The organism is Stenotrophomonas sp. C3(2023), from assembly GCF_032911385.1.
Lineage (GTDB): Bacteria > Pseudomonadota > Gammaproteobacteria > Xanthomonadales > Xanthomonadaceae > Stenotrophomonas.
Genome location: NZ_JAWJLO010000001.1, coordinates 789,768 through 813,269, shown reverse-complemented (window position 1 = coordinate 813,269; position 23,502 = coordinate 789,768). Strand labels below are relative to the sequence as shown.

Annotated in this window: 20 protein-coding genes and 1 pseudogene; 7 read left to right on the top strand and 14 right to left on the bottom strand. The window is 64.9% G+C overall.

Features of this window, described 5'->3' with window-relative positions:
- Positions 1-46 precede the first annotated feature (46 nt).
- The 3 genes from RZA67_RS03485 to RZA67_RS03475 all read right to left on the bottom strand — a co-directional run bounded on the left by RZA67_RS03485 (position 47) and on the right by RZA67_RS03475 (position 2,967).
- A complete protein-coding gene (locus RZA67_RS03485; RefSeq protein ID WP_317211195.1) occupies positions 47-946 on the bottom strand; it encodes a hypothetical protein in 900 nt (299 codons plus the stop codon).
- A gap of 179 nt (positions 947-1,125) precedes the next feature.
- Positions 1,126-2,052 (bottom strand): hypothetical protein, encoded by a 927-nt coding sequence (locus RZA67_RS03480; protein ID WP_317211193.1) that lies wholly within the window; start codon positions 2,050-2,052, stop codon positions 1,126-1,128.
- 150 nt (positions 2,053-2,202) lie between these two features.
- Entirely contained in the window at positions 2,203-2,967 is a 765-nt protein-coding gene (locus RZA67_RS03475; RefSeq protein WP_317211192.1) for a hypothetical protein, read from the bottom strand.
- A gap of 29 nt (positions 2,968-2,996) precedes the next feature.
- On the opposite strand from RZA67_RS03475, the gene RZA67_RS03470 reads away from it, so the two are divergent.
- Entirely contained in the window at positions 2,997-3,995 is a 999-nt protein-coding gene (locus tag RZA67_RS03470) for an acyltransferase (RefSeq protein ID WP_317211191.1), read from the top strand.
- Between the two features lie 7 nt (positions 3,996-4,002).
- Here the strand turns inward: RZA67_RS03470 and RZA67_RS03465 are convergent, their stop codons facing one another.
- From RZA67_RS03465 to RZA67_RS03455, 3 genes are all read right to left on the bottom strand, one after another.
- Entirely contained in the window at positions 4,003-4,371 is a 369-nt protein-coding gene (locus RZA67_RS03465) for a hypothetical protein (RefSeq protein WP_317211190.1), read from the bottom strand.
- A gap of 292 nt (positions 4,372-4,663) precedes the next feature.
- Positions 4,664-6,754 (bottom strand): sulfatase-like hydrolase/transferase, encoded by a 2,091-nt coding sequence (locus RZA67_RS03460; RefSeq protein WP_317211189.1) that lies wholly within the window; start codon positions 6,752-6,754, stop codon positions 4,664-4,666.
- Between the two features lie 91 nt (positions 6,755-6,845).
- Positions 6,846-7,274, bottom strand: a complete 429-nt coding sequence (locus RZA67_RS03455; RefSeq protein WP_317211188.1) for a pilin — start codon at positions 7,272-7,274, stop codon at positions 6,846-6,848.
- A 360-nt stretch (positions 7,275-7,634) separates the two neighbouring features.
- Between RZA67_RS03455 and RZA67_RS03450 the strand changes: the two genes are divergently transcribed.
- The 3 genes from RZA67_RS03450 to coaE are packed head-to-tail and all read left to right on the top strand — an operon-like array spanning position 7,635 to position 10,389.
- Positions 7,635-8,894 carry a type II secretion system F family protein gene (locus tag RZA67_RS03450; protein WP_317211186.1) on the top strand — a complete coding sequence of 420 codons (1,260 nt, stop codon included), beginning with the start codon at positions 7,635-7,637 and terminating at the stop codon, positions 8,892-8,894.
- Positions 8,895-8,897: 3 nt separating this feature from the next.
- Positions 8,898-9,761 carry an A24 family peptidase gene (locus RZA67_RS03445; RefSeq protein ID WP_317211184.1) on the top strand — a complete coding sequence of 288 codons (864 nt, stop codon included), beginning with the start codon at positions 8,898-8,900 and terminating at the stop codon, positions 9,759-9,761.
- Positions 9,762-9,771: 10 nt separating this feature from the next.
- A complete protein-coding gene (gene coaE, locus RZA67_RS03440; RefSeq protein WP_317211183.1) occupies positions 9,772-10,389 on the top strand; it encodes a dephospho-CoA kinase in 618 nt (205 codons plus the stop codon).
- Between the two features lie 66 nt (positions 10,390-10,455).
- On the opposite strand, the gene RZA67_RS03435 is transcribed toward coaE, so the two are convergent.
- The 8 genes and pseudogenes from RZA67_RS03435 to RZA67_RS03400 form a co-directional block, all read right to left on the bottom strand.
- Positions 10,456-11,781, bottom strand: a complete 1,326-nt coding sequence (locus RZA67_RS03435) for a HAMP domain-containing sensor histidine kinase (protein WP_317213796.1) — start codon at positions 11,779-11,781, stop codon at positions 10,456-10,458.
- A gap of 4 nt (positions 11,782-11,785) precedes the next feature.
- The gene (locus RZA67_RS03430; protein ID WP_317211182.1) at positions 11,786-12,463 is read right to left on the bottom strand and encodes a response regulator transcription factor; all 678 of its coding nucleotides are present in this window, start codon (positions 12,461-12,463) and stop codon (positions 11,786-11,788) included.
- Between the two features lie 163 nt (positions 12,464-12,626).
- A complete protein-coding gene (locus RZA67_RS03425) occupies positions 12,627-13,118 on the bottom strand; it encodes a hypothetical protein (RefSeq protein WP_317211181.1) in 492 nt (163 codons plus the stop codon).
- A 93-nt stretch (positions 13,119-13,211) separates the two neighbouring features.
- Positions 13,212-13,706 (bottom strand): hypothetical protein, encoded by a 495-nt coding sequence (locus tag RZA67_RS03420; protein WP_317211180.1) that lies wholly within the window; start codon positions 13,704-13,706, stop codon positions 13,212-13,214.
- 274 nt (positions 13,707-13,980) lie between these two features.
- Positions 13,981-14,859, bottom strand: a complete 879-nt coding sequence (gene rimK, locus RZA67_RS03415; protein ID WP_317211179.1) for a 30S ribosomal protein S6--L-glutamate ligase — start codon at positions 14,857-14,859, stop codon at positions 13,981-13,983.
- Positions 14,860-14,953: 94 nt separating this feature from the next.
- Positions 14,954-15,757, bottom strand: a complete 804-nt coding sequence (locus RZA67_RS03410; protein ID WP_317211178.1) for an SDR family oxidoreductase — start codon at positions 15,755-15,757, stop codon at positions 14,954-14,956.
- Between the two features lie 50 nt (positions 15,758-15,807).
- Positions 15,808-17,334, bottom strand: a pseudogene (locus RZA67_RS03405) (GMC family oxidoreductase); the annotation flags it as partial.
- Positions 17,334-18,668, bottom strand: a complete 1,335-nt coding sequence (locus RZA67_RS03400) for an alpha/beta hydrolase (protein ID WP_317213795.1) — start codon at positions 18,666-18,668, stop codon at positions 17,334-17,336. The gene RZA67_RS03400 and the pseudogene RZA67_RS03405, both read right to left, overlap by 1 nt.
- A gap of 222 nt (positions 18,669-18,890) precedes the next feature.
- Between RZA67_RS03400 and RZA67_RS03395 the strand changes: the two genes are divergently transcribed.
- The 3 genes from RZA67_RS03395 (at position 18,891) to RZA67_RS03385 (ending at position 23,428) form a co-directional block, all read left to right on the top strand.
- Positions 18,891-20,732: a glycoside hydrolase family 15 protein gene (locus RZA67_RS03395; RefSeq protein WP_317211177.1), complete on the top strand. Its 1,842-nt coding sequence runs from the start codon at positions 18,891-18,893 to the stop codon at positions 20,730-20,732.
- A 37-nt stretch (positions 20,733-20,769) separates the two neighbouring features.
- Positions 20,770-21,663, top strand: a complete 894-nt coding sequence (locus RZA67_RS03390; protein ID WP_317211176.1) for an SDR family oxidoreductase — start codon at positions 20,770-20,772, stop codon at positions 21,661-21,663.
- 181 nt (positions 21,664-21,844) lie between these two features.
- Entirely contained in the window at positions 21,845-23,428 is a 1,584-nt protein-coding gene (locus tag RZA67_RS03385) for a histidine kinase famiy protein (protein ID WP_317213794.1), read from the top strand.
- The last annotated feature ends 74 nt before the right edge of the window (positions 23,429-23,502 follow it).

Here is a 23,502-nt window from a genome sequence, read left to right as displayed (position 1 = left end):
GAGCCATCGCCATCTGGCCGAACGGCAGCCGACCATGGGGTCGGCTCTACCGGTGCCCCGGCTCAGCCGACGCCCACCCTTGCCGTTGCAGCTTCTGCAGCACCGCTTCCACCTGCATCTGCAGCACCTTGCGCTCCGCCGCAGGCAACGCCCGCAGCAGAAGCTCCTCATACGAAGCATCCGCACAGGCGCCCGCTGCCGTGCACATCGTCCGCATGAACACACTGCCAGGACCACACTCCTTGCCCAACCGGCATGCAGCAAGCTCAAGCGCAGTCGATGCGTGATCGCCTGCCAGAACATCACCGAACCGGCGATCCCGCTCGTCCGCCTGGTACAGGTTGGACAGCGCATACAGCGCTTCTGCATGGTGCTCAGCAATGACGCGATCCCACAACGCAGCCTGCTCGAGCGCGTGGGTGTTGGCCGGTCGCCACGTCGTGGCAATGGCTTCCAGGTCACCCCCCTGTGCGGCCTGTTGCATCCACATCGTGATGGCATCCAGCGGGATACGTTGCCCGTCATCCAGCCCCGCACACTCTTCCATCAACGCCTGCCCGGCCTGTTCGGCGATGGCCGCCTCCTCCGCAGATCCCCGCGTCGAGGCGAACGCATGGATCTGGCGCGGATAATCCGCGGGGTCAAGCGACACCATCAGACAACGGTCATAGGCCAACGCCAGCTCACGTTGGGCAGCTGCATCACCCGCTTCCGCGCGCGCCTGCAACGCCTTGGTCGCTGCCTCGCTGCGCACCGGGAACTGCCAACGCTGCGCGCCACGCGCAGCAGACGGACGCGCCGCATCTGTCGAGCCGATGCTGCCGCTCGCTGTCTCCTCCGCAGCAGCAGCCTTCTCCGGCGGCGCGACTTCGACCGCACTATCCCGCTTCCAGATCAGGCCAGCACCCACCAGCACCAGCACCAGCAAGATGCCCGCAATGAGCACGTCGCGCTTCAATCTCGATTGGTGAATGTTCAGAACCCGCCCTCCGTAGCTTTCAACAGCCACACCTTACTATCACCCCCGCCAACAACTGGTAGAGCCGACCCCACGGTCGGCTCCCGCGCGAAGCGCGGCAGAGCCATCGCAATCTGGCCGGACAGCAGCCGACCATGCGGTCGGCCCTACGGAAGCAGCGGCACGGTCGATGCCCACCCTTTCCGCTGCAGCTTCTGCAGCACCGCCTCCACCTGCCTCTGCAGCACCTCGCGCTCCGCAACAGGCAGCTGCCCCATCAAAAACGTCTCATATGAAGCATCCGCGCAGGCGCCCGCTGCCGTGCACATCGTCCGCATGAACACACTACCCGGTCCGCAGTCCTTTCCCAACCGGCATGCCGCAAGTAGAAGCGCGGACGACGCATCATCGCGCGTCAGCACATCACCGAACCGACGATTGATCTCTTCGGCTTGGTACACGTTGATCAGCGCGTGAAGCGCTTCTGCATTGCCCTCGGCAATGACACGGTCCCACAAGGTCTCCTGCTCGAGCGCGTGGGTGTTGTTGGGTCGCCACGTCATCGCAATGGCTTCCAGATCCCCGCCCCGTGCCGCCTGCTGCATCCACAGTGTGATGGCATCCATCGGAATGCGCTGTCCGTCATCGAGCCCCGCACACTCTTTCATCAATGCCCGCCCAGCTTGCTCGATGATGGCAGCCGCTCTCGGCGATGGCAGCAGCGAGGCCATGACATGGATCTGGCGCGGATAACCGGCCGGATCAAGCGACATGATCCAACAACGGTCGTATGCCCACGCCAGCTCACGCTGGGCAGCCGCATCACCCGCTTCCGCGCGCGCCTGCAACGCTTTGGTTTCGGCCTCGCTCCGCACCGGGAACTGCCATTGCGGCGCGCCACGCGCAGCAATCGGACGCTCCGCATCGCTCGAACGGGTATTGGCGCTCGCAGCCCCCTCCGCAGCAGCTGCTTTATCCACTGGCGCCGCGTTGCCTTTGTCCTCCCGCTTCCAGATCAGGCCAGCACCCACCAGCACCAGCAAGATACCCGCAATGAGCACGTCGCGCTTCAAGCGCGAATAGTGAGCATTCAAAACCCGCCTCCGTTCGCGACCTCGTAGAGCCGACCCCACGGTCGGCTGCCTTTCGCGCGGCACGACAGATCATCCACGCAGCGCGCCGTCGCACGCAAACGCCAGGCCGAGCAGATGCTCGCGTAATATCATCCCGCCGCAGCAGTCAACTCACTCCTGCAACTGCATCCACTTGCCCGCACGAAGCAGGTAGTGCTCCTGCACCTCCAGCGACGGACAGCAACTGGCATCATCCGGCCCCTGTCGCATCACGGTGAGCTGCATGATGCCGTCGGCAAGGCGGGCCTCGGTGACGCTCTCGCCATTACCGGCCACCACACGTGTCGCCGCAGCTTCAAGCCTGCCTGCAGTGCGTACCAGTGCCGTCATGAAGGTGACGCTCCCGTTGCCGCCGCCCTCGCCTTCCAGGACGTAAAGCACTACAGCATCAGGAGCTCCATCGCCGGTCAGGTCGCCGATGAACTGCTGCCGCACGTCGCGGTACTCCTGGGCCCCGTCAGACTCGGCAACTGCGGCGGCGATCACCGCCTCCACCGCCGCTGTGTCGGCAGCCGGGTCGGTGTCATCCGCAGCGGCCTGTGTCTGCGCCTCGGAAGAGGCCTCCATGTCCGCCTGGGCAGCGCCAGCGCACTCGATGGCCTCCGCTTTGGAGCGCTCGATGCCTGCGGGTACCGGGCAGCCAGCCAGATTGATCTCGTTCTCGCCGGTGAGGTCAGCGCTTTTTCTGCAACCTGCGAGCAATGCGAGCAATGCCAGTGACAGGACCATTCCTTGGATATTATTCATGCCGATTCCTTTTGGTTTCCAGCATTCTGGCATAAAGCAGGCGTCAGGGACCTTGTTGCGACCGGCCACTGTGTTTATCGCCACGTACCCTACAAAATGAAGCAGAATCCTGAGTGCAGTAGCGTTCACGCCGCAAACTCTCCTGGGGAGGAGAACAGATGCACTACATACCGTCACTGGATGGACTGCGCGCGGTCGCTGTGGTCGCTGTCATGGCCTACCATGCCCGCATAGGCGGTACTCAGGGCGGCTTTCTCGGGGTCGACCTGTTTTTTGTGCTGTCGGGATACCTGATCACCCGGATTCTCGTCGAAGAGCGGGTCCAGACGGGCACGCTTCGGTTCGGCGCGTTCTACCTCCGGCGCCTGCGCCGACTGTACCCAGCGTTGCTTCTTCTGCTCGCAGTCTATCTCGCTGCCTCACCATGGCTGCCCTCCATCAATGGCCACCACCTCACCCATGCAGCGATAACCGCCCTGTATCTTTCCGACTATGGTGTCGCCTTCTGGCGAATGCCTTGGTTCCTTTCCCACACCTGGAGCCTGTCCGTTGAAGAGCACTTTTACCTCATCTGGCCTCTTGTACTTTGGTTAATTCTCAGACTTCCAAAGAGAACCTGGCTAGCTGCGGCGGTGGCAATGGCCCTCGCAGCAACGCTCTGGCGGTGGCACGTGGTCTACTACATCGATGTCTGGCAACAACCCTACTTCCGTTTCGACACTCGCCTCTCCGGCCTGCTCATCGGTGCGGCAGGCGCGATCTGGAAACCGTCCCGTACCCGATGGATGCCCGTCATGGGCATTCCGCTTTTTGTTTACGCGGCTTGGAACGCGCAGCCCCAAGATCCGTCATCGCTGACGATCTGGATGTTGCTGGCTGAACTTGGGGCATTGCTGCTGATACTGGGGGCCAACAGGCTGAACGTCCTGAGCTGGTGGCCGTTGGCCTGGCTGGGAAAGCTCTCGTATGGACTCTATCTTTGGCACTTTCCCGCGATGCTTCTTCTTCGTGGAGAAGGAATCACCGGCTGGAACGCGATGGCCATTGGCGGCACGTTCGCGTTGGCTTGTGCAGTGATGTCCTATGCAACGGTGGAGCGACTGAGCAGGTCCAAGGGCCGTGACAGGCCACAACCCTTGGCCACCGCTCCATCGTGAACCAGCTCTAGTCGTTGGTCAGTGCAGTAACGGCTTCCATTTGCAGATGCGCTAGTACGCCAAGCAGGTCCCGAAGATCGCGGCGTGTGACATTGCCGAGTTCCTGCCTGCACCCAATCAGGTCGATCACCGCAGCCCGCGCACTCGCGCCATCATGCAGTTCCGACCTCTGCCGCTGTAAAGGCTCCTCGAGCAGCGACAGCAGCATCGCCAGATCATCCCTTGCTGCAGAAGCGAGTTCATCAGTGGGGGCCAGCAGTTCACTCAGGGCACGCAGCGCAGACGCGACGTGCGCAAAGCGGTCCAAGGCAGGCCTCACTGAATTAATCCGGGAAAACTGAGGCTGGAGATGTCCCGCTGGAAGTGAACTGCTCATCGATGTTCCTCGGTGCCGTTGAAATAGCGCCACCCAGGAATCAAGGCGGCGGACGATGCGCGGTTAGCAGACCGGACCAAAGAACCGGCAGACCCTGCGGTCTCCGCACACCGCCCGCCATGGAACACGGCAAGGCATGCCATCGCCGATACCCGGCACAGCTGTGCCGGATATCGGTCGATGGGCGCTGGTGCGCTTTGGTTGCGGGCTGCTAAACCCGGTCGCCGCCAAGGCGGCGACGCGTAAGACGCTACTTCAAGCACGCACCGGCGTCAAAAAGGAACAGGGGAAATCAGTGAGTTGCAGCCAATGAGGCCGATGAATCGCCTTGATTTCGGCACCACCGCTCGCCAAAACCGTCATCTGACGCGTAGTAACGGCAGACGTCCGCCTGAAGCCTCGCCACTTCCGCTTGCGCCGCCGGGAAATCCACACATGCGATCGTTCGCTTTTCGTAGTCCACGGCCGTCCAGCAGTCACGAGCGCCTTCTGCATTCTCGGAACGTGGATCGGTCATGACACCCCAGCGACCAAGCGCTGCCCCGCGCTGTTTCTCACGAAGTTTCTGCGGCAACAGCTCGGGCCGGATCTCGAACCGGGCATCGTCCGTCACCCGGTACAGGTAGGACATGTCATCGGCGACCCGCTTCTCATCGATGTCAGGCCGTTCCACACCCGCAGAGCGAATGCCGTTCTCAAAGAAACGGACACGTTCTGTTGGGAAGTTCTTGCCGTCGATGAGGTTGGAGAGCCAGGACACGCCTTCATAGTCGCCGCTCCCCAATCCCAGTTCAGATGCGATTGTCGGCGCGACGTCGATGGTTGAAGCGGGGCCATGCAGCGTTACGGGCGTCCATACCGGCTTACCGTCGCGGTACCGCTGGATCCCCATCACCACGTGGTTCTGAGCTTCAGATAGCGCAAAGCTCCCGTGGCCATAGCTTCCCAGCGCCGCCCCCCCCTCATGATCCCGTGCCAACTGGTCTCGATCAAACGCGAAATCTTCGCCATGATCCGACATCACGATCAGGATCGCGTTCTGCAGCCGTCCTTGCGCACGGAGCTCGGCAAGAATCCGGGAGAACTGCTGGTCGGCCGCCACAATGGCGCGCAGATACTGCCGGGGCGACTCCTCGTATCCAGGAATGTTGCGAACCCAGTCCAAGGAGCGATCTCCCTCAAGACCACTGGGGAGGTAAGGCCAATGGGGGAGACAGAGGTGACTGACCATGAAGAGCGGCTGGCTGCCCGGCGCCTCGCGCAGCGCCGCAAGCACGCGCGATGGATGGTCGTCAGTTCTGTAGCTGCGATAGGCCGCTCGGTTGCCTTGAACCGCGCTCATCCATCGGGACGGCGGGATGGCAGCGATCAGCAGGTTGCTTGCGAGGAAATCAAAACTGCTTCCCACCACGAAGTCCATCGCTCCGACCTGCGGCACAATCGTGGTATCAAACCCGAAGGTGCCGTCGAAGTTGGCAAAGCGCGATTCATCCATCGCCATCATGGTCGTGTAGCCGCTTTGTTTCAGCCGCCACGCCAGGTTGTCGCTGCTGCTGAACTCGGTACGCGGGTAGAGGTTGAAGCGTGCACCGTGGTGAATCGGATTTTTGCCTGTCAGCAGGCTGTTGTAAGAAACGAAGGTGCGTGCCAGCGGGGTGCGGACATCAGCCAACACAACAGACTCGGCAAGTGCCGCATCAATGGCGGGCGTTAGACCCGGTGGGACACCGCCGTACGACGAGAGGTGATCGGGACGTAGGGAATCGATGCCGAGGATGATCACATCAGGGCGAACGTCCTCGGCATCACGGCCGGAGGAAAGCATCGTCAGTGACCACGCACCCAGCATCAGGGTCGCCACGCCTGCACCCGCTGCCACCAGCACAGGGCGGCGCAAGGATGTCAGCCATACGTAAATCGCGAGGGCGGCAGCCCCGCCTACCGCGATGCCAAGACCGGCGATCAGCACGGGCGACATGGTCTGGATCATCAGCACTTCGGCATCGACGAAGGCGGACGATTGTGGGAACAGCCAGCGGTTTGCGAACATCGCCAGCAGTACTGTTGCGGCGAGAAAGGCCATGCATGGCCAGAAAGCGTCGCGCTTGCCGACGAACACGATGCGCGTCGCTGCACGGTAGACGGCCACGGCCCCTGCTGTCAGCAGCAGATGGGTGGCCAACATCAGCAGCCCAAACAGAAGCAGTGCAACGACCAGACGCGGGCTTGCCAGAAAGTGATCGACCACCTGTCGCTGCATGACATCCGCACGCGGATGGGCACCGCCAATGCCAAACCGCTGGACTGTGCCCCACAACTGCCAAGCACAGAGCAGGCCTGCCGTCAGCGCGGACGCGAGATACTGCCGATGGGAGCTTTTCATTCTTCCTTGCCTCAGATGGCAGAAAGGGCCCTGCGGAGCAGGACCCTTCATGCGTTTCTCTGCCCGCCATCCGATGGCGAGCTATTACAGCTTAGCTGCCGCTGCCACCGGCGCTACCACGGCATTCTGCCGGCAGGTACTTTTCCGGGTCGCTCGAAGTGCATGCCCAAGTGATGCCAGCACTGGCAGAGGTCGGCTCGAACTTGAGTTCGACGCCCTTGGCTGCCGCAGTACCCTTCACCGTGATCACACCTTCGTTGCAAGACAGGCTCGCGGTGTTCTTGGTTGCGGTGGTGAACTCCGCAACCCCGGCGCAGGCGCTAGCGTTAATTGCACCGCCCGCATTCGCGATGTTCTCACCCACGGTCGCCTTGGCGCCCGAGGCCAGCACAGCGCCTTCCGAGACGCGGCTACGGACGGTGTAATCCTGATAAGCCGGCAGCGCAATCGCAGCCAAGATGGCGATGATCGCAACGACGATCATCAGTTCGATCAGGGTAAAGCCCTTCTGGTTCTTCATTTGGTACATCCCCAAGATAAAGGTGTTTAGGTCTCTGGACGGCCGCCGGACTGTCCGCATCTGCGGCCAGCTGAGCGGGCGACCGCCCGGCATGAGAGATCAACGCAGGATGCGTGCCAAGTTCCCCGGCCCGCCTATCCCATCTCCCCGCGCCAATGATGGCAGCTATTTCTGACTTGGGAAGCCTTTCGTTCAAAAAATGCGATGGACCCGTCAATGTGACGCAAAACGTCACCTTTGGTCGCAAGCAGCCCGTTTGATCCCTCCCGGGCGGGCGCGACCCTGCCCAGCGGCCCTTGAATCCGCTAGCATCTGCCACTGGATGCCTGCCTGGGGATGGCAGGCCGGGGAGCCGTGAACATGTCTGCAACTCGCAGTGCGATGAAGAAAGAGCCCGTGGCGCGCAGCACCATGGAGCTGGCGCCGTTTGTCTGGGAGGGGACCGACAAGCGGGGCATCAAGATGAAAGGTGAGCAGTTGGCCAAGAATGCCAACCTGCTCAAGGCCGAGCTGCGCCGCCAGGGCATTACGCCCAAGGTGGTCAAGCCGAAGCCGAAGTCGATCTTCGGTGCGGCCGGCAAGCCGGTCAGTCCGAAAGACATCGCCTTCTTCAGCCGCCAGATGGCGACGATGATGAAGTCCGGTGTGCCCATCGTCTCCTCGTTGGAGATCATCGGCGGCGGGCACAAGAACCCGCGCATGAAGAAGATGGTCGATACCGTTCGTACGGATATCGAGGGCGGGTCATCGCTGCACGAGGCCATCAGCAAGCATCCGGTGCAGTTCGACGAGCTCTACCGCAACCTGGTGCGCGCCGGCGAGGGCGCCGGTGTGCTGGAAACGGTGCTGGACACCGTGGCCACCTACAAGGAAAACATCGAGGCGCTGAAGGGCAAGATCCGCAAGGCGCTGTTCTACCCGGCCATGGTCATCGCCGTGGCGATCATCGTCTCGTGCATCCTGCTGCTGTTCGTGGTGCCGCAGTTTGAAGAGGTGTTCAAGGGCTTTGGCGCCGAGCTGCCTGCCTTTACCCAGATGATCGTGGGCGCTTCGCGCTTCATGACCTCGTGGTGGTGGCTGATCCTGATCGTCGTGGTCGGCAGCATCGTCGGCTTCGTCATGGCCTACAAACGCTCGCCCAGGCTTCAGCACGGCATGGACCGCTTCGTCCTCAAGGTGCCGGTCATCGGGCAGATCATGCACAACAGCTCGATCGCCCGCTTCGCCCGCACTACGGCGGTGACGTTCAAGGCCGGTGTGCCGCTGGTGGAGGCGCTGGGCATCGTGGCCGGCGCAACCGGCAACAAGGTCTATGAGGAGTCGGTGCTGCGCATGCGCGACGACGTCTCGGTGGGCTACCCGGTCAACATGGCAATGAAACAGGTCAATCTGTTCCCGCACATGGTGGTGCAGATGACCGGCATCGGCGAAGAGGCCGGTGCGCTGGATACCATGCTGTTCAAGGTGGCCGAGTACTACGAGCAGGAGGTCAACAACGCGGTGGACGCGCTGAGCAGCCTGCTGGAACCGATGATCATGGTCTTCATAGGCGTGGTCGTTGGCGGTATGGTGATCGGCATGTACTTGCCCATCTTCAAACTCGGCGCGGTGGTTGGATAAACAATGGCCTTTCTTGACCAGCATCCCGGCCTCGGCTACCCCGCCGCGGTCGGCCTGGGACTGCTGCTTGGCAGCTTCCTCAACGTCGTCATCCTGCGCCTGCCCAAGCGGCTGGAATGGCAGTGGAAGCGCGATGCGCGTGAAGTACTGGAAGAGCCGGACATCTACGAGCCACCGCCGCCCGGCATCGTGGTGGAGCCGTCGCACTGCCCGCACTGCAAGCACAAGCTGGCCTGGTACGAGAACATCCCGCTGTTCAGCTGGTTGATCCAGCGCGGCAAGTGCCGCCACTGCCAGGCGCCGATTTCCATCCAGTATCCGCTGGTGGAGGCGCTGACCGCCCTGCTGGTCGCGGCCAGCGTGTGGCAGTTCGGTTTTGGCTGGCAGGGCTTTGGCGCGATCGTGCTGTCCTGCTTCCTGGTGGCGTTGTCGGGTATCGACCTGCGGACACAACTGCTGCCGGACCAGCTGACCCTTCCCTTGATGTGGCTGGGGCTCATCGGCAGCATCGACAGCCTGTACATGCCAGCCAAGCCTGCCCTGCTGGGCGCGCTGGTGGGCTACCTGTCGCTGTGGTCGGTGTGGTGGCTCTTCAAGCAGATCACCGGCAAGGAAGGCATGGGCCATGGCGATTTCAAACTGCTGGCCGCGCTGGGCGCATGGGTGGGCCTGAAGGGCGTGCTGCCGATCATCCTGCTCTCGTCGGTGGTCGGGGCGATCATCGGCTCGATCTGGCTGTACAGCCGCGGCCGCGACCGCGCCACGCCGATTCCGTTCGGCCCGTATCTGGCGATCGCGGGCTGGCTGGTCTTCATGTGGGGCGAGCCGGTGATCGACGCCTACCTGAGCTACACCGGGCTGCGCTGAGCCCGGCGCGATGAGCGGCTATGTCGTTGGACTGACCGGGGGCATCGCCTCGGGCAAGAGCGAAGTGTCCCGGCGCTTCGAGGCGCTGGGCATCGTGGTGGCCGATGCAGACCTGGCCGCACGTGCGGTGGTGGCAGTCGGCAGCCCGGCGCTGGCGCGTATCGCGCAGCGGTTCGGGGCCCAGGTGCTGCAGGCTGATGGCAGCCTGGACCGGGCGCAGCTGCGCGCGCGTGTGTTTGCCGATCCGGCCGAGCGCAGGGCGCTGGAGGCGATCACGCACCCGGCCATTCGCGAGCTGATGCAGGCGCAGTGCCGTCAAGCGGAAAGCGCGTATGCGATCGCGGCCATTCCGCTGCTGGCCGAGGTGGGTGGCCGACAGGCTTACCCGTGGCTGGATCGGATCGTGGTGGTGGACGCGCCGGTGGCGGTGCAGCACGCGCGGTTGATGCAGCGCGATGGCGCCGATGCGCGGCTGGCGCAGCAGATGATCGATGCGCAGGCGAGCCGGGAGCAGCGGTTGGCGCTGGCCGAGGATGTAGTGGTCAATGATGGCCACCCCGATGCGCTGCAGGCGCAGGTGGAGGCGCTGCATCGGCAGTATCTGGCGGCGGCCGCGCAGCGTTCGTAGAGCGGGGCTCTGCCCCGCTGGGGCCGGAGCCAGAGCCCAAAGCCAGGGCGTGACGACCAACGGTCGTCACCTACCGGGGGAGAAGGTCAGGCTGGCGATGACGCCGCGCTCGCCGCCGGGACGCACGCTTACCTGCCAGCCGTACAGGTCGCACAGCCGGCTGACGATGGACAGGCCGATGCCACCGCCCTGCGAATGGCCGGCATGGGTGCCGCGATAGCCGCGCTGGAACAGCTTGGCGGCGTCTTCCTCGCTCAGGCCGGGGCCGCTGTCGGAGACCGAGACCACACCATCACCCACGTGCACCCGTACTTCGCCTTCCTGCGAGTATTTCACGGCGTTGCCGATGAGGTTGCCCAGCGCCACAGACAACGCTGACTCGGGTGCATCCACCACCAGGTCGCGGCTGCCTTCCAGCACCAGTTCCAGTGGTTTGCCGCCAAGCTGGGCGCGGTGTGCATCAAGGAGCTGTTCGGCCACGCGGGCCACGTTGCTGGTGCCCTGCCCGCGCTCGTTGCGCGACAGCAGCAACAGCGAGCCGATCAGGTCGGTGCACTGCTGTTCGGCCCGCTGGATGCGCTGCAGGCGCTGCAGCACCTTGTCATCCAGCCCGGGACGGGCCAGCAGCAATTCGGTGGCGCCACGGATCACGGCCAACGGCGTGCGCAGCTCGTGGCTGACGTCGGCGTTGAACTCGCGGTCGCGCTGGACCACTTCGGTGAGCCGCAGGGAGTAGTCGTCCAGCGCCTGGGCCAGCTGCCCCACTTCGTCATCGGGAAAGCGCGGGGCCAACAGTTCCGGCTCGCTGGTGCCGCCGCGATAGGCGCGCAGGCGACGGGCCAGGTCCGAGACCGGCTTCATCACCTTGGAGGCCGACCACCAGCCGAGAATCAGCGAGAGCGCACTGAACACAAGTACCGACAGCAACAACGCGCGCTTGAGCTGCTGCTCGCCGCGCATGCTGTCGCCCATGTCATACGCCAGGAAGAACCACGCCTCCGGCGTCTTGCGCACGGCCAGCTTGTACGAATAGGGCTCGTTGTGCTCGTCCTGGCCCACCACGTTGTGGATACCATCGCTGAGCGCGGCCCAGTCGGGGCGCTCCTCGCGGACACGTTCGAACTTGTCGCTGGTATAGGCAAACGCCCGGATCTGCTGGAACGGCAGGTCCGGGCTGCGCAGGGGGTCTTCGTAGAAGCGGTGCGCGAACTCGTTGATGTTCCGGTTCATCACATCTTCCACCAGCTGGTTCTCTACCCGCGTGCGGGCCCAGTTGGTGGCAAACGCAAACAGCGTCGTCAGGCAGAAGCCCAGCAACACAAACGAGACGATGATGCGGCTGCGCAGGCGCCGCCGATACGGCGTACGCCGCCGCTTCCCCCCCTCCACCACGGGATCAGGCTTCCGGAGCGGCGATGCGGTAGCCGATGCCATGGCGGGTCTGGATCAGCGGCACGTCAAACGGCTTGTCCACCACCGCGCGCAGCCCATGGATGTGCACGCGCAGCGAGTCCGAATCGGGCAGTTCTTCGCCCCACACGCGGGTTTCCAGCTCCTGGCGGGTCACCACGGCCGGGGCGGCTTCCATCAGCGCCTGCAGAATCTTCAGTGCGGTGGGATTGAGCTGCAGCAGCTTGCTCTGGCGACGCACTTCCAGCGTGTCCAGGTTGTATTCCAGGTCGCCGGTTTCCAGCACGCGGGTCTGTACACCCTTGCCGCGGCGCGACAGCGCGTTCAAGCGCACTTCCACTTCCTGCAGGGCAAAAGGCTTGATCAGATAGTCGTCAGCGCCGGAATCGAACCCGGCCAGCTTGTTGTCCAGCGAATCGCGGGCGGTGAGCATCAGCACCGGGGTCTGCTTGCGCGCTTCGTTGCGCAGCTTGCGGCAGACCTCGATCCCGTCCATGCCCGGCAGGTTCAGGTCGAGCACGATGGCGTCGAAGTCATGGACCACGGCCAGATGCAGGCCGGTTACACCATCAGCGGCGAAATCCACGGTATGGCCGCGGTCTTCCAGATAGTCACCCAGATTGGCTGCGATGTCGCTGTTGTCTTCGATGACGAGAATACGCACTGGAACCTCATGATTCAGTTGGGGGCGCAGGAGAGCTGCCCGGGGTCTGGTGGACTGTCCGGCGCCTGCAGTCGGCTTTGGCCAACAATACAGGCAGGAGTATTAACATTTCACTCAGACCGACGCGAACGCCGCGCGAAACCGCCCGGCTTTCGCAGGTTCTTCATATGCCGCGCTCGTCGAACGCGCGGCTGCCCTCGCGTGCGCTGCGCTGCAGACTGTCCTTGGCATCCTCGGCGGCCTTGCGGCGCTGGGCCACGGTCATGCAGTTGCTGACCAGGCGGTTGCTGCCAGTGGCGCGCTCGCGGCGGCAGACCATGCGGCTGTCGGCGTGGGCCTGGGTCAGCAGGGTGTTGACCAGTTGCTGCTCGTTGAAAACGTCAACGCGGGCGCCGGGATTGATCTCGGCCACGGTCTGTTTGTCGCCCATCACCGTGCGGATGCGGTTGAGCGCGGCACGCACCTTGCTGCGATCCTCCAGGCTCAGCTCGCTGTAATCGTCAGTGCTCAATGCCTGCTCGACCGCACGGACCTGCGGTTCAACCGGGTGCTGGCCGTTCATCTGTACCAGCTCGCCCTGCCTGGCGGCATGCGCGGGCACAGTGGCCAGCAGCAGCCCTACGGTCAGGCCGATGACAACGCAACGAATCTGCATGGAAGTTCCTCCTTGAATGAAGCGGGAACTCTAGGTCCACGCCAATGAAACGAGCAAGGGACGAATGCCCCTTGTCAGGGTATCCAGTGCGCCTCAGGGACCGCCGATCTTCTGGTTGCGGTCGCGGCTCAGCAGCTCGCGCTGGGCGTTTTCCGTCACCCGGCGCCGCTCGGCCACCGTCATACACTGGTTCTGCGGCATGTTGCTGCCGATGACGCGTTCGCGACGGCACACCATGCGGCTGTCGGCGTGAGCCTGGGACAGGATCTGGTTGACCTTGGACTGGTCGTTGTACAGCGCGACCTGCGCGGTGGGGTCCATCTGGCTGATCTGGGTCTTGTCGCCCAGCGCGGTACGCATGCGCAGCAGCAGCCCGCGCACCTCCAGCTTGGCCGCCGGGCTGATCTCGCTGTAGCGCTCGCTTTCAAGCGTGCTTTCCACACGCTGCAACTGCGCCTGCAGCGGCTCATCATCGGTGAGCTGGTAGGGCTTCTTGTCATCCTCGCGCGCGTGGGCAACGCCGGGGGCGGCGGCAGCCAATGCCATTCCCATGGCCATGCCGAGCAATGCAGCGTAGTGCAGCTTCATGAATCAATCCTTCCTGGAGTGAACCGCGACTCTAAGCCTGCCCGACACAGACAGGCAAGCGTGAGGAACGTCCTGCCCTGCCTCGAGTGAAGCCGCAGCGACCAGCAGGACAAAAAAAGGCCCGGGCGTCGCCGCCCAGGCACAAATTTCATATCCCGATGACCGATCCTGCTGGTGAGGCAGAGCTGCGGTAAGACAGACTCTACCGCCATGTCGATTAAAGCATTGTTAAAAGCGGCAAAATACCTGCAACTCCCAACAATCTCCATCCAATTCAGCGACTTACCACCTTCTCCACATGGGCGATGATGCGCGTGGCGATATCGACACCGCAGGCGGCCTCGATCCCTTCCAGGCCGGGGGTGGAGTTCACCTCCAGCACCAGCGGGCCGCGCGCGGAGCGGATCAGGTCGACCCCGGCCACGCTCAGGCCCAGTGCCTTGGCCGAGCGCACGGCCAGCTGCGCCTCAGCCCGGCTGGCCTTGCTCGCTTGAGCGCTGCCGCCGGCATGCAGGTTGGAGCGGAAATCGCCCTCGGCCGCCTGGCGCTGCATCGAGGCCACCACCTGGTCGCCCACCACCAGGCAGCGCAGGTCGGCGCCCTGTGCCTCGCCGATGAACTCCTGCATCAGGAAGTTGGCATACAGCCCGCGCAGTGCCTCGACGATGCCGCGCGAGGCGCTGGCCTTCTCGGTGAGGATCACGCCCCTGCCCTGGGTGCCCTCGTTGAGCTTCACCACGTGCGGCGGCGGGCCGAGCATGGAAAGCAGGTCGACGGTGTCATCGGGGTTGTCGCCGAACACTGTCACCGGCATGTCGATGCCCTTGGCGGCCAGCAGCTGGTGTGCGCGCAGCTTGTCGCGTGCTCGCAGGATGGCGTCGGAAGGATTGGGCGTGCGCGCGCCCATCAACTCGAACTGGCGCAGCACGGCGGTGCCGTAACGGGTGATGGAGGCGCCGATGCGCGGGATCACCGCATCGACCCCGGCCAGCGGCTTGCCTTTGTAGTGCATCGAAAACCCGTCGGTGGCAATGCGCATGTAGCAGCGCAGCGGGTCGAGCACGCGCACGGTGTGGCCGCGCGCGCGCGCGGCCTCCACCAGCCGGCGGGTGGAATACAGCCTGGTGTTGCGGGAGAGGATGGCAAGCTTCATGGTACGCAGAGCATAGCGCGCGCACTGCTGCACAGGATGACGATTGAAGGTCGGCGCCGCCGCCTGCGCAGCGCCGGTTCATCGCCGCCTGCTTTCAGCCCGCCAGGGTCATCACCGAGCCCGAATCGACCCGGATGTTGGCGCCGTTGATGAAGCTGGCCCGCTCCGAGCACAGCAGCAGCACCGCAGCGGCGACCTCCTCGGGGCAGCCGCGGCGCTTGAGCACCATGCCGGGACGTTCCTCATCCAGGAACGTGCGGATGGCCTCCTCGAAGGAGATGCCCTTCTCCTTGGCCCGCTTGTGCATCATCGCGTCGGTCATCGGCGTCTGGATGAAGGCCGGCGACACGGTGTTGATCATGATGTTGTCCTTGCCATACTGCTTGGACAGTCCCTTTGCCAGGCTGAGCACACCCGCCTTGGAGGCACAGTACGGCAGCTCGTCGGTGTACGGCTGTACCGCATCCTCCGAGGCGAACAGCACGATGCGGCCCCAGCCGCGCGCGCGCATGGCCGGGATGGCCTGGCGGCACATGCGCACCGCGCCCATCAGATTGATGTCCAGCGTGCGCAGCCAGCCGGCATCATCCACGTCGAGAAAATCGCCGGTAGCGCCGGTGACCCCAGCGGCGTTGACGTAGATGTCCGGCTCGCCCAGCGCATCGCGTACGGTGGCCCAGATGCGCTGGACGTCCTCTTCGCGGGTCACATCGCCGGCAACGGCGATGACCTTGCCCAGCGGCGACAGCTCGGCAAGTGCCTCATCGAGTGTGCCGTCCGCCACATCGGTGATGGCCACGTGCGCGCCTGCCTGCAGCAGTTCACGCGCGGTCTGCTTGCCCATGCCCGAGTCAGCACCGCTGACCAGCGCAATGCGCCCTTCTATTCCGAGATCCATGTGATGTCCTTGCGGGGGGTACGTGAGAGGCCGTGCGCAGGCTGCGTCTGCAGGAAGCGCTCGGCGGTGCGCAGTCCCAGTGCCATCTGGGTAAGCGCCGGGTTGGCCGCCAGCGCACTGGGGAAGACCGAGTTGTCGCAGATGAAAAGATTGGGGATGTCGAAGCTGCGGCCATCGGCGTCGACCACCGCGCTGTCGGCGGAGATGCCCATGCGGCACGTGCCCAACGTGTGGGCCGAGCGCGCGGCGGCAAAAATACCCGTGGCGCCAGCGGCTTCCCAGATACGCGTCAGCTGTCGCTGGGCATGCGCATCCAGCGCCTTCTCGTTGGCGCCATAACTGAAATCCACACGCGCGCGGCGCATGCCAAAGGCATCACGCTCGTCACTGAGCGTGAGCCGGTTACGGTCCTGCGGCAGGCACTCGCCGTTGATGCCGATGCCGGCCAGATGCCGGTAGTCGGCCAGGGTGTCAACCAGTGGCTGGCCCCACAGGCCAGCGCCGCGCGCCAGGGTATTGGCCAGCGTCACCGGCTGCACACCCAGGCTCTGGACCAGGTATCCCCCGGCAAAATCAGCATCGGCGGGGCGCAGGAAATCCTCGCTGATCAGCGAAGACGGGTAGCCGCGGTTCATGCACATGTCTGCATCAAACCGGCCCCACACCTGGGTCGCCACATGCGCCATGAAGTTTCGCCCCACCTGACCACTGCTGTTGGCCAGCTCCAGATTGAGCAGCAGCCGGGGGGTTTCCACCCCGCCCGCGCACAGAAACGCAGCAGCGCAGGCGACCCGGTGCAGCCGCTGGTCGCGCTGGTAGACCACGCCGGTGATGCGACCGCGCGCGTCGCGCTCCAGGTCCACTACCCGGCTGCGCGCGCGGATGACCGCACCGTGCGCCACTGCCCAGGGCAGCCACGAGGTGTCCATGCTGTTCTTGGCGCCGTTGCTGCAGCCTTGATGGCAGGCGCCACAATGATTGCAGGCCTGGCGCAGACCCCAATGCGGTTGCTGCCTTGCCTGGCTGACCAGTGCGGCCGGTGCATCGGAGGCGCGCAGCCCCAGCGCATCGCAGCCGCGCTGCATCGCCTGCGCGGACGCATTGCGCTGCACCGGAGGATACGCGTAGCGGCGACTCACATCCCAGGGATAATGGGCCGGGCCGGAGACGCCGATGAAGGTTTCCACGCGCTGCAGGTAGGCACGCAATTCCGCTTCGGCGATCGGCCAGTCAGCGCCCTGCCCGGAGAGTGAACGCAGACGGAGATCGCGCGCATCCGGGCGCGGGCAGAAGGCGCCCCAGTGCAGCGTGGAGCCCCCCACACCCTGGCCGGAGTTGTTGGCGCCGAACGCCGTGGGCGTTTCACCGCCGCTCAGGCGCTCCTCCATCCAGTAGATGTCGGTGGCCAGTTCGTCGGCAAGATGATCGTCGGGTGCGAAGGTGTCGCCCGCCTCCAGCACCAGCACCGATACGCCCGCCTGCGCGAGCCGCGCCGCCAACGGCGCACCGCCGGCGCCGCTGCCGATGACCACCGCGTCCACCTGCTCCGGTGCGCCGGAAAGACGCTGGGTCTGCATCAGCATGGCAGCTGCCAGGCGTCGACGCTGCCTGCCTCCGTATGCTGATAACCCGGGCTGTGCGCACCACGGCCGCCAACTGCGAACCCGTCGTAGCCGATCGCGGCCCAGGTTGAAGGCAGGCTCATCCAGGTGCGCGCGAACAGGGCGCGCGCATCCTCGAACCAGCGCGCCCATTGCTGCGCATCGAGCCCATGGCTGCTCTCAGGTGCAGTTCGCTGCTCGACGATTGCACTGAGCCTGGACCGCTGCTGCGTGGCGTCCATCGCAGCAAAACCCACGCCTTCGGCCTCCAGCTGGCGTAGAGCGAGCGTCCACGCATCGGCGTCGGCCGGCAGGTCCGCAAACCGCCAGCCATCGCCCGCGCCGTCTGCCAGCGCATCGGCAACGCGCAGTGCCAGATCGTGTGCATCGGCACCGGGCACCACGCACGCTGCCAGTGCAACCAGCGTGGCGCGGTGCGGGGCGAGCGCTGCGGGCATCGGCGGGGTGGCGTGTCGCGCCAGCAGGCGCGCGCGCATCCGAGGTGCAACGCGCTCGGCATTGAGCAGGTCAACAAACGCCGCTGGCAGCGCGCGCGCCCGCTGCGGCTCAACCCACTGGGCAATCCGCTGGGCCAGCCACTGCGGCTGCTCCAGTGGAATCAGGTGCGCAGCGCCTGGCACCGTGTCGACCTCGGCATGCACGTAGTGCGGCGCGTTGAGCGCGCGCTGGGCATCCTCACCCAGATCGCCGTCTTCGGCACCGGCGAGAATCAACGCCGGCACAACCAGCTTTCCGGCCTGTTCCTGCCGATGCTGCCGGCTGCCCTCATGCAGCCATGCGCACCACGCCGCCGGATCGGCGCGCAGCACGTCGGCGACGGCCGCTTCGCGCAGGGGGCCGGTGAGCGGCTGATGGGTATTGGCGTCGATGAATGTCTCTGCATTCTGGCGGCTCGGACCTTCCGGGCCGAACCAGCCCAGCATCGCCGCGCGCCGATCTTCGTCCATCGGTTCCGGACAAGGCGGTGATGCGGCGACCAGCACCACGCCGGCGAGCCCGGCCAGCCCTTGAGCACCGTCGCGGCTGCGTGCCGCAGTGAGCGTTGCGATCTTGCCGCCCATGCTGTGCCCCACCACGAACCAGCAGGCCGGCGCACGCTCGGCTACCTCGGCCTCGAACCAGTCCACCAGAACATCGATGGACAACACCGTGCCCGCCGGGGTGCCGCCAAAGCCCGGTATGTCCAGCGCGATGCACTCGACGCGGTCACCCAGCGCGCCCTGCACCTGGTCCCACTCGCGCCGGCTGGCGCCAAGGCTGTGCAGGAAAAAAACAACGGGACGGGACATGGCGACCTCGAAGATGTGGACCGCGAGCATGGTCGTCATTCTGTCCACGCCGCGTGCAGGCCGATGTCAACGCAGCGCAACGATCACGTGGCCGTGAAACCTGCCTCACCCGGCCTGCGCACGCCTCCTTCTAGCTTCGACCTCACCCCCCGTCTGGACTGTTCCCATGTGTGTTCCGATCTTCGCCGGCACGGACCTGCCTGCTGGCCGCCAGGTGAGCCGATGAGCCCGCCGCAGGAAAACGGCGAGCGCCACGATCACGAGCACCTGGTCGCGTTGCAGGAAGGTGGACGGCGTGCAGACGGCGCGCTGCCCATCGAGCAGTACTCGGCGCTCGGCGAAGGACGTTCGGTCGCGCTGAGCGGCTGCGATGGGTCAATTGACTGGTGGTGCGCGCCGAACGTGGACAGCAAGCCGCTGTTCGACCGCCTGCTGGATGCCGACCAGGGCGGCTACTTCAGCATTGCACCGGTGGAGCCCTTCACCGCGCAGCGCCATTACCTCACTGAAAGCAATGTGCTGGTCACCACCTTCACCACAGCCTCTGGCCGGGCCTCGTTGACCGAGTCGCTCAACAGCGGCAACGCAGGCCGCCTGCCCTGGTGCGAGCTGGCCCGGCGTATCGACGGCCTGAAAGGCACGGTGCGCTTTGCCGTACGCATGCGTCCCAGCACCCGCGGCCAGTCGGCCAGCCCTTACTGCTCGAAGGTGGGCCAGCACACGGTATTCCACGTTGAACGGCTGCTCGGGCTTGCAGTGCATCACCCCGCCCTGCCATTGCAGTGGAGCGATGAGGGCGCCACCGGCGAGTGCTTGGTTGCGCCCGGGCAACGGGTGACCATCGCGCTGGTGGTGGGTGAAGACGAACCGCTGGTCGCACCGTCGGTGGAAGAGGTGGACGGGCGCATTGACCTTACCGACCGCGAATGGAAAGACTGGGCGCGCAACGTCGCCTACGACGGCTGGGACCGCGCCACGTTCGTGCGCAGCACGCTGGCGCTGAAGCTGCTGCTGTACTCGCCCTCGGGCGCGATTGCCGCAGCGGCCACCACGTCACTTCCCGAGCGCATCGGCGGCAGCAAGAACTACGATTACCGCTACGCGTGGGTGCGCGACGCCGGCTATACGATCCAGGCGTTCCTGGCTGCCGGGCTGGAGGCTGAATCCAAAGCGGCGTTCACCTGGCTGCTGAAGCAGCTGCGCCGGCACGGTGCACAGGTGGTGTTCACGCTGGATGGCGAGCGTGTGCCGCCGGTCACCGAGCTGGCCGTGCCGGGGTATCGCAGCACGCAGCCGGTGGTGCGCGGCAACCTGGCCGGTGACCAGCATCAGCACGGTATCTATGGCGACATCTTCGAGACGGCCTACTGCTTTGTTGCTTCCGGCAACGTGCTCGACGGTGCCAGCGCAGAACTGCTGGCACGACTGGCCGACCTGTGCGCCGACCACTGGCGCGCGGCGGACTCGGGCATCTGGGAGCTGCCCGAGCTGCAGCACTACACGATGTCCAAGATCAGCTGCTGGCAAGCGCTGGCGCGCGCGGTGGAGCTGGCCGACCAGGGCCAGCTGCCCACCACCTGCCGCGACCGCTGGCAGCGCGAGCGCGACCGCATCAGCACCTGGATCGATACCCATTGCTGGTCCGAGTCGTTGCAGGCCTTCGAGATGTATCCCGGCAGCGGCAAGCTCGATGCCGCGCTGGCCCTGGCCGTGCGCTTCCGCTTCGATGGCCGCGGGCGCCTGCTGCAGACCCTGCACGCCATTGACCGCGAGCTTGGGCGCGACGGCTTCCATTACCGCTACTCGGGCATGGCACAGGAGGAAGGCTGCTTCATCGCCTGCTCCTACTGGATGGCAGAGGCCTACGCGCGGCTGGGCTACCGCGACGACGCACGCCAGCGCGTGGATGCCCTCAACGCTGCCCTGGGCCGTTGCCAGGGCGTGCTGAGCGAAATGGTCGACCCGGCCACCGGTGATTATCTCGGCAATACCCCGCAAGGCCTGAGTCACCTCGCGCAGGTGATGGCGATGGCCACCATTGCAGACACCCTGGACTGCCCCTGAGCAGCCTTCTTCCCCCCCGACCCAAGAGAGGATGCACATGAACGACCGACTGAAAATGCAGGACCCGCGCAGCCAGTACCCGCAGCCGCCGTTCCCGGCCCAGCCGCAGCCGGTGCCCGGCAAGGCATCGCAGATGGATCCGGTGCCTGACCACGGCGAGACCTCCTACCAGGGCAACGGCCGCCTGACCGGCCGCCGCGCCCTGATCACCGGCGCCGACAGCGGCATCGGCCGTGCCGCCGCCATCGCTTTCGCACGCGAAGGTGCTGATGTCGCCCTGTCCTATCTGCCTTCGGAGGCCTCCGATGCCGAAGAAGTGTTCGCGCTGATCGAAGCCGAAGGCCGCAAGGCGCTGGCACTGCCGGGTGACATCACCGATGCCGACTGGTGCAGGACGATGGTCGAACGCACCGTCGAGGCCTTCGGTGGCCTGGACATCCTGGTGGTCAATGCCGCACGCCAGCAGTACCGCGACAGCATTGCCGAAGTCAGCGCCGAGGACTTCGACAAGACGATGAAGACCAACCTGTACGCCATGCACTGGATCTGCCAGGCAGCCGTTCCGCACATGCCGGCCGGCTCGTCGGTCATCACCACCGCATCGGTGCAGGCATATGATCCGTCTGCCATTCTGCTGGACTACGCCACCACCAAGGCCGGCATCGTGGCCTACACCAAGGCGCTGTCGGCCCAGCTGATCGAAAAGGGAATCCGCGCCAACGTGGTGGCACCGGGCCCGTTCTGGACCGCACTGCAGTCGTCCGGTGGCCAGCCGACCGATGCGGTGACCAAGTTCGGCAGCCAGGTACCGATGAAGCGCCCGGGCCAGCCGGTGGAAATCGCCCCGGTGTACGTGCTGCTGGCCGGCCAGGAAGGCAGCTACCTCACCGGCGAAGTCTTCGGTGTCACAGGCGGCGCGGGCATTGCCTGAATGAGGCGCTGGGGAAGGTGAAAGGCCTTCCCCGGCCCATCGGGTAATCTCGCAACATCGCAGTGGCTGAACAGGCTGCGGGCGCGCTGCCTTCAGCCCTGTCCTTCTCACACCTCAAGACTGCAGCCAGGGAAGAAACCGCGTGTCGAACGATCAATTCAAAGGCTTTCCCTCGCCGGCGGTGCGAAGCGAGCAGCAGTATGTAGAGGGCGACAAGCGCTCGGACATTTTCTTCAGCGCCGTGGAAACCACGCGCATGCCGATGATCATCACCGACCCGCACCAGCCCGATAACCCGATCATCTTCGCCAACCGGGCCTTCGTGGAAATGACCGGCTACGACCGCGATGAGCTGATCGGCAAGAACTGCCGCTTCCTGCAAGGGCCGGAAACCGACCAGAGCGCGATCGCCGAGATCCGCGAGGCCATTGCGGAAAATCGTGAAGCGGCTACCGAGGTACTGAACTACCGCAAGGACGGCTCGACCTTCTGGAATGCGCTGTTCGTCTCACCGGTATTCGATGATGAAGGCCGACTGGTGTATTTCTTCGGCTCGCAGCTGGACGTCTCGCGCAGGCGCGACGCCGAGGATTCGCTGCGCCAGGCGCAGAAGATGGAAGCGCTGGGGCAGTTGACCGGCGGCATTGCCCACGACTTCAACAACCTGCTGCAGGTGATGTCCGGCTATCTGGAGATGATCACCAGCACACCCGAGGACGAACTGCTGCCCAACAGCATGGTGCGGCGTGCTGCCACGCAGGCGCAGTCGGCAGCCACCAAGGCGGCTACCTTGACCCAGCAGCTGCTTGCGTTCTCGCGGCGCCAGAAGCTTGAAGGGCGCACCGTGAACCTCAATACGCTGGTGTCCTCGACCGTGGAACTGGCCACGCAGCGCGTGGGTGGCGAGGTTGAGCTGAAGATGGATCTGGCTCCGGCGCTGTGGAACTGCAGGATCGATCCGACCCAGGCCGAGGTCGCCATTCTCAACCTGGTGATCAACGCGCGCGACGCGCTGGAGTCCCGACCGGACAAGCAGGTAACCCTGTGCACGCGCAACGTCAGCGTTACCAAGGACGATGCCGCCAAGGTCGACCAGCTCCCAGCGGGCCGGTTTGTGTGCATTTCGGTCCAGGACAACGGCGCCGGCATGCCGCCGGACATCGTGCGCAGGGTGATGGATCCCTTCTTCACCACCAAGGAAGAAGGCCAGGGCACCGGCCTGGGGTTGTCGATGGTCTATGGGTTCGTGAAGCAGTCCGGCGGCACGGTGCGCATCGCCTCGGAGCCGGACAAGGGCACGACGGTCAACCTCTACTTCCCGGCCACCGGCGACGCCCTGGCCAAGGACCCGGCGCCTACCAACCGCGCAATGGACCGTGGCGGCAGCGAGCGCATCCTGATTGTGGAAGACCGCGACGACGTTGCCGAGCTGGCGCAGATGTTGCTGGAGGCCGGCGGTTATCAGACCGTGGTGGCCAGCGATGGGGCAGCGGCCCTGAAACTGCTCGAACAGGATGCCGCCTTCGACCTGCTGTTTACCGATCTCATCATGCCCGGCGGCATGAACGGCGTGGTGCTGGCGCGCGAGGTCAAGCGACGGCTGCCGAAGATCAAGGTGCTGCTCACCACCGGGTATGCCGAGGCCAGCCTGGAACGCACCGACGCGGGCGGGTCCGAATATGAAGTGGTCAACAAACCCTTTACCCGCCAGCAGCTGCTGCGCAAGGTGCGGCTGGTACTGGAAGGACCGACTGGCGTCGGCTGAGGCGCTGGCGGTTTTACTGGGCCCAACCCCGGCTGAAGCGCGATGGCCGCGCCCATTGCCGATGGGCGAGCGCA

What these genes read in the sequence shown, in the direction of transcription:
- RZA67_RS03470 (WP_317211191.1), top strand. Translation starts at nt 2,997, where the DNA reads ATGCACTACATACCGTCACTGGATGGACTGCGCGCGGTCGCTGTGGTC.
- RZA67_RS03465 (WP_317211190.1), bottom strand. Translation starts at nt 4,371, where the DNA reads ATGAGCAGTTCACTTCCAGCGGGACATCTCCAGCCTCAGTTTTCCCGG.
- RZA67_RS03460 (WP_317211189.1), bottom strand. Translation starts at nt 6,754, where the DNA reads ATGAAAAGCTCCCATCGGCAGTATCTCGCGTCCGCGCTGACGGCAGGC.
- RZA67_RS03455 (WP_317211188.1), bottom strand. Translation starts at nt 7,274, where the DNA reads ATGAAGAACCAGAAGGGCTTTACCCTGATCGAACTGATGATCGTCGTT.
- RZA67_RS03450 (WP_317211186.1), top strand. Translation starts at nt 7,635, where the DNA reads ATGTCTGCAACTCGCAGTGCGATGAAGAAAGAGCCCGTGGCGCGCAGC.
- RZA67_RS03445 (WP_317211184.1), top strand. Translation starts at nt 8,898, where the DNA reads ATGGCCTTTCTTGACCAGCATCCCGGCCTCGGCTACCCCGCCGCGGTC.
- coaE (WP_317211183.1), top strand. Translation starts at nt 9,772, where the DNA reads ATGAGCGGCTATGTCGTTGGACTGACCGGGGGCATCGCCTCGGGCAAG.
- RZA67_RS03425 (WP_317211181.1), bottom strand. Translation starts at nt 13,118, where the DNA reads ATGCAGATTCGTTGCGTTGTCATCGGCCTGACCGTAGGGCTGCTGCTG.
- RZA67_RS03420 (WP_317211180.1), bottom strand. Translation starts at nt 13,706, where the DNA reads ATGAAGCTGCACTACGCTGCATTGCTCGGCATGGCCATGGGAATGGCA.
- rimK (WP_317211179.1), bottom strand. Translation starts at nt 14,859, where the DNA reads ATGAAGCTTGCCATCCTCTCCCGCAACACCAGGCTGTATTCCACCCGC.
- RZA67_RS03410 (WP_317211178.1), bottom strand. Translation starts at nt 15,757, where the DNA reads ATGGATCTCGGAATAGAAGGGCGCATTGCGCTGGTCAGCGGTGCTGAC.
- RZA67_RS03400 (WP_317213795.1), bottom strand. Translation starts at nt 18,668, where the DNA reads ATGTCCCGTCCCGTTGTTTTTTTCCTGCACAGCCTTGGCGCCAGCCGG.
- RZA67_RS03395 (WP_317211177.1), top strand. Translation starts at nt 18,891, where the DNA reads ATGAGCCCGCCGCAGGAAAACGGCGAGCGCCACGATCACGAGCACCTG.
- RZA67_RS03390 (WP_317211176.1), top strand. Translation starts at nt 20,770, where the DNA reads ATGAACGACCGACTGAAAATGCAGGACCCGCGCAGCCAGTACCCGCAG.